We start from the raw sequence: 11,112 nt of genomic DNA, 5'->3' as shown, positions 1-11,112 counted from the left end.
CCAACTCTATATGCGAAGCGTCGCCGCTTCTTTACCTACCGTCCCGCTGATCCGCGATGAACCTTTTTTATGGGCGCGATAAAAAATAGTGCGAACGATGGAGTTGCCCCGGTTACTCCAATACGGGCCGAACCCGACCACGGCCGGTGCGGCCACGTGAATACGGGCAGGCATCACCGCCGAGCTGCCGTCGGCTTGCAGCCTTCGTCTCAGGCCAGCCGACATGGCTTGTTCCACGCCGCAGTGCAACCCGACACGCCAACCCGGCGGCGTCCGGGTTGGCGTTAACCCGACGATGCGCATAAAAAAGGCGCCCCGCAGGGCGCCTTTCGATCCGTCGACCGCGTGATCGTGCGCTAGGCGCTCGATCAGCTGTCGGCCTGGTCCTCGGCCGGCTTGTCGGCCAGTTCCTTCATGGACAGGCGCACACGGCCCTGACGGTCGACTTCCAGGACCTTGACCTTGACGGTCTGGCCTTCGGAGAGTTCGTCGCTGACTTTTTCGACACGGTGATCGGCAATCTGGGAGATATGCACGAGCCCGTCGCGGCCCGGCACCAGATTCACGAAGGCGCCAAAGTCCACGATACGGACGACCTTGCCTTCGTAGACCTGGCCGGCTTCGATATCGCGGGTGATGTCTTCGATACGCTTGATGGCCATATCAGCCGCCGATTTATCGACCGCGGCGACATGGATGGTGCCGTCATCCTCGATATCGATCGACGCGCCGGTTTCCTCGGTGATCGAGCGGATGGTCGCACCACCCTTGCCGATGACGTCGCGAATCTTGTCGGAATCGATCTTGATCGTGAAGATGCGCGGCGCCCACTCGGAGACTTCCTGACGCGGCTTGTCGATCGCCTGATTCATGACATCCAGAATATGCAGGCGACCTTCCTTGGCCTGGTCGAGTGCGACCTGCATGATTTCCCGGGTGATGCCGGCAATCTTGATATCCATCTGCAGCGCGGTGATGCCGTCGGTGGAACCGGCGACCTTGAAGTCCATATCGCCCAGATGATCTTCGTCGCCGAGAATGTCGGTGAGCACGGCGAACTTGTCGCCTTCCTTGATCAGGCCCATGGCCACACCGGCCACCGGCGCCTTGATCGGCACGCCGGCGTCCATGAGCGCGAGGCTGGTGCCGCAGACCGATGCCATCGACGAGGAGCCGTTCGATTCGGTGACTTCCGACACCACGCGCATGACGTAGGGGAATTCCTTTTCCAGATCCGGCAGTACGCCCATGATCGCGCGCTTGGCCAGCTTGCCGTGACCGATTTCACGACGCTTGGGGCTGCCCATGAAGCCGGTCTCGCCCACGCTGTAGGGCGGGAAGTTGTAGTGCAGCATGAACGGGTCGTCGTACTTGCCTTCGACCGCGTCGATCATCTGCGCATCGCGACCGGTGCCGAGCGTGGTGACGACCAGTGCCTGGGTTTCGCCACGCGTGAACAGCGCCGAGCCGTGGGTACGCGGCAGCACGCCGGTCTTGATATCCAGCGCGCGCACGGTGCGCGTGTCGCGGCCGTCGATACGCGGCTGGCCTTCGAGAATGCGCGAACGCACGGTGGTCTTTTCCAGCGAACCGAGCGCGGCCTTCACGTCGTCGCGGCTCCAGCCCTCTTCGCCTTCTTCTGCGGCCAGTTCGGCCACAACGGCGTCCTTGATTTCGCTCAGGCGCGCACCGCGATCCTGCTTGTCGGCGATCTGGTAAGCCTCGACGACATCGTTCTTGGCCACGCGCTCGACGGCTTCCGCCAGGGATTCATCCTTGGCCGGGGCCTGCCAGTCCCATTTGGGCTTGCCGGCTTCGGCGACCATCGCTTCGATGGCCTGAATAGCAGCCTGAATCTGCTCGTGGCCGAACAGCACGGCGCCCAGCATGATGTCTTCGGAAAGCTGCTTGGCTTCGGATTCGACCATCAGCACGGCATCGGCGGTTCCGGCAACGACCAGGTTCAAATCACTGGTCTTGAGTTGGGTCGCGCTCGGGTTGAGCACATATTCGCCGTCGGCATAGCCCACGCGTGCACCACCGATCGGGCCGGCGAACGGCAGGCCGGCGAGACAGAGTGCAGCCGAGGCGCCGATCATGGCCGGGATATCGGCATCGATCTCGGGATCGACGGACATGACGGTGGCCACGATCTGGACTTCGTTATAGAAGCCTTTCGGGAACAGCGGGCGGATCGGACGGTCGATCAGGCGGCAGGTGAGCGTTTCCTTTTCGCCCGGACGCCCTTCACGCTTGAAGAAGCCGCCGGGAATCTTGCCGCCAGCGTAGGTGCGTTCCTGATAGTTGACGGTCAGCGGGAAGAAGGCGGCGTTCGGCGCGGCTTCTTTCTTGCCAACAGCGGTGACGAGCACCACGGTGTCGCCCATGCTCACCTTCACGGCGCCGTCGGCCTGACGCGCGATCTCACCCGTTTCGAGGGTGACCGCATGTTCGCCGAACTGGAAGGTCTGTTTACTGGTAACGGTGACGTTGCTCACTAGAATTATCCTGTGTCTTTCAAACAAAAAAGCGCCCGGCTCGGTGTACCGAGGGGCGCTTTCATTGGCTGGGATCTGATGATCGCGCTTAGCGACGCAGACCCAGCTCGCTGATCAGAGCCTTGTAACGCGAAGCATCACGACGCTTGATGTAGTCAAGCAGCTTGCGGCGCTGGTTAACCATCTTCAGCAGCCCGCGACGGGAATGATGATCACCCTTGTGGGCATTGAAATGATCGCCCAGCTGGGTGATACGCGTGGTCAGCAACGCGACCTGAACTTCCGGGGAACCGGTATCGCCGGTACCACGGCTGTACTTGTTGATGACTTCCGCTTTTTCTTCGGTGGACAGGGCCATGTTTACTCCTGAATAACAATACAAACACCGCAGCCCCGCCTGGCTGGAGCAACCCGGCCTTTTCCAAACAGCAAGCCGGGAGGAGACTTTCGCCTCTCATCCCCACGAAACGGTTTGGAAAAAGCCCGTGCGCTCCGGTCACCGGGCGGCAGCCGCCTGTGCCGCGAGGCGCATATTCTAGCGGCTTGACGACGCGCTGTACAACACGTTTTGTACGATGCGCATAGGGCTGGCACCAACTGCGCGCGCGCCGATATCTATTAGCGTTGCGGGCAGGCGAACAGACGCCGCGGCGCCAGTCGACCGTGCGCGTCGATATACCCCAGGCCGAGCAGCAAACCGCTCTCATCCTGGATACAAAGCGTCGTTTCGGCATCGACTTCGATCGGGCAGTCGACCGCGCGTCCGTGGCCCATGGCCGCGGCATCTTCCGGGCCAAGTACCGCCCGCGGCCAGTTGGCCACCGCGACCGACACTGGCAACAGCCAATCGGCCATCGACTGGCCGGACTCCGCGCGGGCTTCGATGTCGGCGAGCGGGACCATGCCGAGCTCGGCGCCCAGGCGCCCGATCGCGGTCCGGCGCAGCGCGCCGACATGGGCCACACTACCCCAGGCAGCGGCGATATCCTCGACCAACGTACGGATATAGGTTCCGCTGGATACGCGCGCATCAAGAGTGAACGTGTCGGCGTCGCAGGCGATCAGCTCGAGTTCATGCACGGTAATCGGGCGCGGCGCGCGCTCGACCGTTTCCCCGGCACGCGCATGTTCGTACAACCGCTTGCCGTCTTTCTTGAGCGCCGAATACATCGGCGGAATCTGGTGCTGAGCGCCCAGAAACCGGGTGAGGATCCGTTCCAGCTCTTCTGTCTCGGGCATGGCGAGTTCGCTGGAGGCAACGATCTCGCCCTCCCGATCGCCGGTCGCGGTCTGGGTGCCATGAATCGCGGTTACACGATAGCGCTTGTCCGCCGCGAGCAGATACGACGATACCTTGGTCGCCTCGCCCAGACAGACTGGCAACAGCCCGCTGGCCAGCGGATCGAGACTGCCGGTATGACCAGCCTTGCGGGCATCGAACGCGCGCCGCACACGCTGCAAGGCGGCGTTCGACGAGCAACCGAGCGGCTTGTCGAGCAGGATGACGCCGTCGATATCCTGCCCACGCTTACGACGCCCCATGCGCCTCGCTATCGCCCGCGTCGTCACCGTCATCGGCCATGGGATCGCCATGACGACGGTCTTCGGCGACGGCCGAGTTGATCACCTGGCGCAGATGCTGGGCATCACGCTCGGTGGTGTCCTCGATAAAGCGCAGATCCGGCATGACGCGCAGATGCAAACGCTTGCCCAGCGCGCGCTTGAGAAAACCACGCGCTGCCGTCAGGCCCTCGATGGCCTCGTTCGACTGCCCCACGGGGGCGGTGACATCGAAACTGCCCACGAATACCTTGGCGTACTTCAGATCGGCCGAGACTTCCACCGACGTGATCGCGACCAGGCGTACCCGCGGGTCTTTCACCTCGGTGGTGATGAGCACGCCCAGCTCGCGCTTGAGCTCCTCGGCCACCCGGTGCTTGCGCGAAAATTCGCGTGCCATGGTTTCGGCTCCCGAGCCGGCTTAAGCCGGCTCGGCTGTCTGGACCGCGCGCTGGACTTCGGTACGCTCGTAGACCTCGATCTGGTCGCCCGGCTTGATGTCGTTGTAGTTCTTGACACCAATACCGCACTCGGTACCAGCCGGTACACGATTGACGTCGTCCTTGTGACGACGCAGCGATTCCAGCTCGCCTTCGTAGACGACCACGTTGTCGCGCAGTACACGAATCGGCTGGCCGCGCACGACGTTACCATCGGCAACCAGACAACCCGCGATCGCACCGAGCTTGGAAGAACGGAACACGTCGCGTACCTCGGCCAGGCCGATGATTTCTTCGCGCACTTCCGTGCCCAACAGACCGCTGACCGCGTCGGTGACGTCCTGGATCGCTTCGTAGATGACGCTGTAATAGCGCACGTCTACGCCCGATTCCTGGATCACCTTGCGAGCCTTGGCGTCGGCACGCACGTTAAAGCCAATGATGATCGCCTTGGACGCCAGGGCCAGTTCGACATCGGACTCGCTGATGCCACCCACGCCGCTGGAGATGATCCGGATCTTGACCTCTTCCGACGGGATCTTGCCCAGCGACTCGACCAGCGCTTCCACACTGCCCTGCACGTCGCCCTTGATGAGCAGGTTGAGATCCTTGGTTTCCGACGGACCGTTTTCGCCGATCGCCGAGAACACTTCTTCCAGACGTGCGGCCTGCTGCTGAGCCAGCTTGTTCTCGCGCTCGCGCTCGTCGCGCTGAGCGGCGATTTCCTTGGCCCGCTTCTCGTTGGCCACCACAAACGCATCGTCACCGGCTTCCGGCGTGCCGGACAGACCCAGCACCTCGACCGGAATCGACGGTCCCGCGGATTTAACCTGCTCGCCCAGTTCGTTGAACATGGCACGTACACGTCCGAAATACGGCCCCGCCAGAATGGCATCACCGCGCTTGAGCGTACCGGCCTTGACCAGAATCGTGGCCACCGGGCCGCGACCCTTCTCGAGGCTGGATTCGATCACCGTACCGCGCGCCGGCACGTCGATCGGTGCCTTGAACTCGGCGACCTCGGCCTGCAGCAGAATCGCATCCAGCAGATCGTCGATGCCTTCACCGGTATGCGAGGACACCGGCACCACCATGGTATCGCCGCCCCAGTCTTCCGGAATGATGTCTTCCGCCGACAGCCCGCTCTTGACCTTGTCGATATCCGCGGCCGGCACGTCCATCTTGGTGACCGCGACCACGATCGGCACACCCGCGGCACGCGCGTGCTGGATCGATTCCTTGGTCTGCGGCATCACGCCGTCGTCCGCGGCCACGATGAGAATCGCGATATCGGTGATCTCGGCACCGCGGGCACGCATGCGCGTGAACGCCGCATGGCCGGGCGTATCGATGAACGTGATCGCGCCCTTGTCGTGTTTCACGTGGTAGGCGCCGATATGCTGGGTAATACCGCCGGCTTCGCCCGCCTGCACCTTGGTACGACGGATATAGTCCAGTAGCGAGGTCTTGCCGTGGTCGACATGGCCCATGATCGTGACCACCGGCGCCCGGGTGACACCTTCGACCTCTTCTTCCTCGGCACGGACTTCGTCGATGAGCGTCTCTTCGGCGCTCTCCGACTTCACCGGCTTGGGATTGTGGCCCATCTCCTCAACCAGCAGATACGCCGTATCCTGATCGACGGTCTGGTTGATGGTGGCCATCACGCCCAGCTTCATCATGCGCTTGAGCAGATCGCCGCCCTTGACCGCCATACGCTGGGCGAGCTCGGCTACGGTGATCAGTTCCGGGATTTCCACATCGCGTACGACCGGCGCGGTCGGCCGCTCGAAACCGTGTTCGGTTGCGACATTGACCTTGCTGGCGCTGCGCGTGACCCGCTTTTTCTTGCTCTTGCGCCGACCCTGCTTGCCTTCGGCGACATGCAGCTCCTTGCGCTTGCCGCGATTCTTTTCGCGCTCGACGTCTTCTTCCGTGCGACCGTGGCTCTGTGCAGCACGGCGCAGGTTTTCCTGTGCACGCGAGCGCGCATCGTCGACCTTGACCGTGCGCTTGGCCCGCTCTTTTTCCAGCGCTTCGCGATCGGCCTTTTCCTTGGCCTCGCGCTGCGCGTTGATCTCGGCTTCGCGCTTGGCCCGTTCCTCGGCCTGCTGACGCAGCGCTTCTTCCTGCTCGCGCTGGGCCTTGGCCTCGGCTTCGGCGCGCTCGGCCTCTTCGCGGCGTGCCTGTTCGGCCGCCTCCTGGGCCACGCGATCCTGTTCTGCGCGTTCGGCCTCGGCCCGCGCCTGGTCTTCCTGGTCACGCGCCTGTTGCTCGGCCTGCTCCTGACGGTTGACGTAGGTGCGACGCTTGCGCACTTCCACGCTCACCGTACGACCTGAGGTCGCGCCCCGGCCGGTATTCACCTTCAGCTCGGAGGTCGAGCGCCGCCGTAGCGACACACCGCTTTTGCGGGTACCAAGCTTGCCACCGGAACGAGACGTGCTACCGCTGTCGCGAAGATGCCGCAGCAACTTGAGCTTGTCGTCGTCGCTAATGCCGTCGCTCTCCGTAGAAGCGGAGACACCGGCTTCGGCCAAGCGCGTGATCAGTCGCTCCACCGGAATACCGACTTCCGATGCCAGCTGTTTGACTGTCGTTTGCGCCATATTCTGCTTACTCCATGGGGCCCGCGCTGGTGCGTCGCCGCGCCGGGCGTCCGTTTATTCAGGACAATTCTATTCGGCGTCGGCCTGCTCGTCAGCAAACCAGTGCGCCCGCGCAGCCATAATCAGCTCGCCGGCACGTGCCTCATCCATATCGACCATCTCGACGAGTTCATCTGCACCCAGTTCAGCCAGATCGTCGCGCGAGAGGATACCGTTTTCCGCAAGCCGTGCGGCCAGTTCTTCATCGACACCCTCGACCTCGTAGAGATCATCTTCGGGTTCGTCGCCGCCTTCGACGCTGGAAATCGCCTTCGAGAGCAGATAATCGCGGGCGCGATTACGCAGTTCCTCGACGATATCCTCGTCGAATTCCTCGATCTCGGCGAGCTCGTCAAGCGGCACGTAGGCGATTTCTTCGGTCGTGGTAAAGCCTTCCTGCACCAGGATGACCGCCACTTCGTCGTCGACATCCAGCTGATCGCGGAACATCGCCTGCAAGGCCTCGCCTTCGGCTTCGCTCTTGGCGTCGGCATCTTCGACGGTCATCACGTTGAGCTTCCAGCCGGTCAGCTCCGAGGCCAGACGGATATTCTGCCCGCCACGACCAATCGCCTTGGCGAGCACGTCTTCGGCGACCGCCAGATCCATGCTGTTCGAATCTTCGTCGAGTACGATCGACTCGACCTCAGCCGGCGCCATCGCGTTAATCACGAACTGGGCCGGGTTTTCGTTCCACATGATGATGTCGATGCGTTCGCCGGCGAGCTCGTTCGACACGCTCTGTACGCGCGAACCGCGCATGCCCACACAGGCACCCACGGGATCGATACGCCGATCCTTGGCGAGCACCGATATCTTGGCGCGCAGACCCGGATCGCGCGCCGCACCGCGCAGTTCGATCAGGCCCTGACCGACTTCCGGGACTTCCAGCTTGAACAGCTCAAGCAGAAATTCCGGCTTGGTGCGCGACACGAACAGCTGCGGGCCGCGTTGTTCGGGGCGCACGTCGTAGAGATAGCCACGTACGCGATCGCCCGGGCGCATCGGCTCGCGCGGAATCATCTGATCGCGCGGGATAATGGCCTCGGCATTGCCGCCCAGATCCAGAATCACCGCGCCGCGCTCCATGCGCTTGACCAGCCCCGTAATCAGCTCGCCAACGCGATGCTTGTACTGATCCACGATCTGGGCGCGTTCAGCTTCGCGCACCTTCTGCACGATGACCTGCTTGGCGGCTTGGGCGGCGATACGGCCGAATTCGACCGATTCCATCGGCTCTTCGATGAACTCGCCGGCCTGGATATCCGGGTGGTTTTCGCGGGCGGCTTCGAGCGAGATTTCGCGCTCGGGCGCTTCGATGAACACCGGCTCGCCATCCTCGCCTTCGGCACCCGGCTCGATGACTTGCCAGCGGCGGAAGGTTTCGTAGTGGCCGGTCTTGCGGTCGACCGCGACACGCACAGCAATCTCGCCGCCGTGCTTCTTGCGCGTCGCCGAGGCCAGCGCGGCTTCGATCGCTTCGAAAATGATCTCTCGATCGACGCCTTTTTCGTTGGAAACCGCCTCGGCGACCAATAGGACATTCTTGTTCATCGCTGCCACCCGAAATCGTTCGTGTTGCGTTTGACCGGCAAAACCGCCTCGACAAGGCCTCTATTCTTCAAAAACGGGCTCCAGTCGGGCTTTTGCCATATCACCTGTCGCCAAGCTGTATGTCTGGTCGTCACAGCCCAAATCAACCGTGTCGCCGTTAACGGCGAGAATCGTGCCGCGCAGTTTGCGCTTGCCGCCGACCGGCGCGAACATGTTCACGCGGGCGCGATGGCCGATAAAACGGCGAAAATGTTCGCCGATAATCAGCGGCCGATCCAGGCCGGGCGACGAGACTTCCAGCTGGTATTCACCGCTGCCTTCGTCTTCGACATCCAGCGCGGCACTCACCTCGTGACTGACTGCTTCGCAGTCCTCGAGCGCGATACCGTCCGGCGAGTCGATATACAGACGCAGCACACGGCTGCGCCCCGCACCCACGGATTCGAGATGCCAGAGCTCGTAACCCAGATCAGTGACGATCGGCTCGAGCAGTTCGTGAAGACGTTGCGACATAAAGCGCCAATAAAAAAAGCCCCGCATCGGGGGCTTTTAATCCAACCAAGATGTGGTAGCGGGGGCAGGATTCGAACCTGCGACCTTCGGGTTATGAGCCCGACGAGCTGCCAGACTGCTCCACCCCGCACCCGATGGCGCGAAACTATAATGACTTGGCCTTCATAATGCAAGGGCCTGATTCGCCAATACAGCTTCTACAAAATCGGCTGCCGAACACCTACCTGAAATACAGCGTTCGACTAGCGTTGCCGCTCGAATGCCCGGAGCACGTCGCGACGGGTCAGCATACCGGCCAGACGCCCATTGAGCATCACCGGCAGCGTCTTCATCGACGAGTCCCGGAATATCCGAGCGGCGCTAACAATACTATCTTCTGCGTCCACTGTCACGACTTTTTTCGACATCAGGCGTTCGATGGTGCCCGCGGTGTCGGCGTAATAGCCCGCCTCGAGGGCGATGCCCATCACATCCTTCTCCGACAGAAAGCCGATGATATTGCCCAGGCGGTCGGTGACCGGCGCGCCGGACACCCCGTTTTCGAGCAATAGATGTACCGCACGCAAGACGTCGGTATCGGCGCGAAAGGTCACCATGACCTCGCGCATATGATCCTTTATGAGCAGCGACGGGGCCGACATCAGTGCGAGCCGGCCTTGTCGTCCGTCGGACAACTGCCGCCCTTGCTACAGGCACAATCGCCGCCACCGACGCCGCCGCAGCTACCCTTGATCTCGCGTCCGGTCACCATGACCCCGACGGCCATGCCGGCGACGACCAGCGCCATGACCGCGAAGGCCACCAGCGTGAGTATTACGAGCTGTGTCATTTCGAGTCCTCGATATAGGGTTCGAATGCCTTGGAGTAGCTTTCAGTATACGCGGGTGCCTCGCCACTCACGAACAGCGCGGCCAGTTGATGTTCGTTGGCATAGCGCAGTCCGGCTTCGGGGCCCATGACCAAAAGCGCGGTCGCCATCGCATCGGCGGTGGTCGCGTCCGGCGCAATGACCGTGACCGCGCGCAAATCGTGGGCCACCGGGCGCCCCGTGCGCGGGTCGATGGTATGCGAAAAACGCCGACCGTCGAGCTCGAAATAGTCGCGATAATCGCCCGAGGTGGTCATACCGGCATTGGCCAGCCCCACCACGCGCTCGATCTCCCGGGTACCGGCCTTGGGTTTTTCGATACCGATACGCCAGGGCGAACGGCCGCGCTTGTTGCCCTTGGCGTAGAGCTCGCCGCCGAGCTCTACGAGATAGCGCTTCGCGCCCAGGGAATCGAGGCGCGCGGCCATCAGATCGACGGTATAGCCCTGGGCCAGACCGGCAAGATCGAGCGTGACGTTGGGCGAGCGCTTGCGCAGTGCTGGCGGGTCCTGTCGCACGTCGATGAGGCCGATGCCGGTCTTTTCGCGCGCGGCGGCCAGTTCGTCGGCGGTCGGCAGATGGCTGGGTGCATCGGCGTCGGCACCGAACCCCCAGACCTTGAGAATCGGGCCCAGAGTTACGTCAAACGCGCCCCCGGTCTCCTTGCCAATGGCCAAGGCCTGCGCACTCAACTCGGCAAGCTCGGGTGATACCGAGACCCATTCGCCGGATGGCGCGGCATTGAAACGCACGATCTCGGAATCGTCGCGCCACGTCGACATCTGGGCGTCGATGCGTGCGATAACCGTGCCCATGGCGTCCTTCAGGCCGGCCTCGTCGAGGTCGGCCGGCGGATTCATGACCGTCACGCTATAGGTGGTGCCCTGAGCCGGCCCCTCCACGCGCACCGGCTCGCGCTGCTCACCGGTACAGGCGGCTAGCACGAGCGCGAACGCGAGCGCGAAGAACACGCCACTGGCCGCCCGCGCCGGGCCGAAATCACGAAGTTTGCGATGCATAGGGGTTCCTGC

11 protein-coding genes and 1 tRNA gene are annotated in these 11,112 nt (G+C 62.7%); all 12 read right to left on the bottom strand.

All coding sequences use genetic code 11. The features are described 5' to 3' along the window. Positions 1-6: 6 nt before the first annotated feature. Positions 7-225 carry a hypothetical protein gene (locus S4A8_RS13690; protein ID WP_353220552.1) on the bottom strand — a complete coding sequence of 73 codons (219 nt, stop codon included), beginning with the start codon at positions 223-225 and terminating at the stop codon, positions 7-9. A 143-nt stretch (positions 226-368) separates the two neighbouring features. After that, a complete protein-coding gene (gene pnp / locus S4A8_RS13685; RefSeq protein ID WP_353220551.1) occupies positions 369-2,498 on the bottom strand; it encodes a polyribonucleotide nucleotidyltransferase in 2,130 nt (709 codons plus the stop codon). Positions 2,499-2,586: 88 nt separating this feature from the next. Next, a complete protein-coding gene (gene rpsO, locus S4A8_RS13680; RefSeq protein ID WP_293627266.1) occupies positions 2,587-2,856 on the bottom strand; it encodes a 30S ribosomal protein S15 in 270 nt (89 codons plus the stop codon). A 260-nt stretch (positions 2,857-3,116) separates the two neighbouring features. Then, positions 3,117-4,040: a tRNA pseudouridine(55) synthase TruB gene (gene truB / locus S4A8_RS13675; protein WP_353220550.1), complete on the bottom strand. Its 924-nt coding sequence runs from the start codon at positions 4,038-4,040 to the stop codon at positions 3,117-3,119. Further along, a complete protein-coding gene (gene rbfA / locus S4A8_RS13670) occupies positions 4,027-4,458 on the bottom strand; it encodes a 30S ribosome-binding factor RbfA (protein WP_353177929.1) in 432 nt (143 codons plus the stop codon). The genes truB and rbfA overlap by 14 nt, the downstream gene beginning before the upstream one ends. Before the next feature lie 21 nt (positions 4,459-4,479). After that, the gene (gene infB, locus S4A8_RS13665) at positions 4,480-7,107 is read right to left on the bottom strand and encodes a translation initiation factor IF-2 (protein ID WP_353177927.1); all 2,628 of its coding nucleotides are present in this window, start codon (positions 7,105-7,107) and stop codon (positions 4,480-4,482) included. Positions 7,108-7,176: 69 nt separating this feature from the next. Then, positions 7,177-8,700 carry a transcription termination factor NusA gene (gene nusA / locus S4A8_RS13660; RefSeq protein WP_353177925.1) on the bottom strand — a complete coding sequence of 508 codons (1,524 nt, stop codon included), beginning with the start codon at positions 8,698-8,700 and terminating at the stop codon, positions 7,177-7,179. A 60-nt stretch (positions 8,701-8,760) separates the two neighbouring features. Further along, positions 8,761-9,213, bottom strand: a complete 453-nt coding sequence (gene rimP, locus S4A8_RS13655) for a ribosome maturation factor RimP (protein WP_353220549.1) — start codon at positions 9,211-9,213, stop codon at positions 8,761-8,763. 53 nt (positions 9,214-9,266) lie between these two features. Continuing rightward, positions 9,267-9,343 (bottom strand) — tRNA-Met (locus S4A8_RS13650). Positions 9,344-9,455: 112 nt separating this feature from the next. After that, a complete protein-coding gene (locus S4A8_RS13645; RefSeq protein WP_353177921.1) occupies positions 9,456-9,854 on the bottom strand; it encodes a CBS domain-containing protein in 399 nt (132 codons plus the stop codon). Then, positions 9,854-10,042, bottom strand: a complete 189-nt coding sequence (locus S4A8_RS13640) for a hypothetical protein (protein ID WP_353177919.1) — start codon at positions 10,040-10,042, stop codon at positions 9,854-9,856. Before S4A8_RS13640 ends, S4A8_RS13645 begins: the two co-directional genes overlap by 1 nt. Beyond that, positions 10,039-11,100, bottom strand: a complete 1,062-nt coding sequence (locus S4A8_RS13635) for an FAD:protein FMN transferase (protein ID WP_353177918.1) — start codon at positions 11,098-11,100, stop codon at positions 10,039-10,041. Before S4A8_RS13635 ends, S4A8_RS13640 begins: the two co-directional genes overlap by 4 nt. Positions 11,101-11,112 lie beyond the last annotated feature (12 nt).

The sequence above is a fragment of the Salinisphaera sp. S4-8 genome (assembly GCF_040361235.1).
Lineage (GTDB): Bacteria > Pseudomonadota > Gammaproteobacteria > Nevskiales > Salinisphaeraceae > Salinisphaera.
This window is presented reverse-complemented; position numbering and strand designations above follow the sequence as displayed.

Excerpts from the sequence above, each read along its gene's own strand:
- S4A8_RS13635 (WP_353177918.1), bottom strand. The coding sequence starts at position 11,100 with ATGCATCGCAAACTTCGTGATTTCGGCCCGGCGCGGGCGGCCAGTGGC.
- infB (WP_353177927.1), bottom strand. The coding sequence starts at position 7,107 with ATGGCGCAAACGACAGTCAAACAGCTGGCATCGGAAGTCGGTATTCCG.
- rpsO (WP_293627266.1), bottom strand. The coding sequence starts at position 2,856 with ATGGCCCTGTCCACCGAAGAAAAAGCGGAAGTCATCAACAAGTACAGC.
- S4A8_RS13640 (WP_353177919.1), bottom strand. The coding sequence starts at position 10,042 with ATGACACAGCTCGTAATACTCACGCTGGTGGCCTTCGCGGTCATGGCG.
- S4A8_RS13690 (WP_353220552.1), bottom strand. The coding sequence starts at position 225 with ATGTCGGCTGGCCTGAGACGAAGGCTGCAAGCCGACGGCAGCTCGGCG.
- rbfA (WP_353177929.1), bottom strand. The coding sequence starts at position 4,458 with ATGGCACGCGAATTTTCGCGCAAGCACCGGGTGGCCGAGGAGCTCAAG.
- truB (WP_353220550.1), bottom strand. The coding sequence starts at position 4,040 with ATGGGGCGTCGTAAGCGTGGGCAGGATATCGACGGCGTCATCCTGCTC.
- nusA (WP_353177925.1), bottom strand. The coding sequence starts at position 8,700 with ATGAACAAGAATGTCCTATTGGTCGCCGAGGCGGTTTCCAACGAAAAA.
- rimP (WP_353220549.1), bottom strand. The coding sequence starts at position 9,213 with ATGTCGCAACGTCTTCACGAACTGCTCGAGCCGATCGTCACTGATCTG.
- S4A8_RS13645 (WP_353177921.1), bottom strand. The coding sequence starts at position 9,854 with ATGTCGGCCCCGTCGCTGCTCATAAAGGATCATATGCGCGAGGTCATG.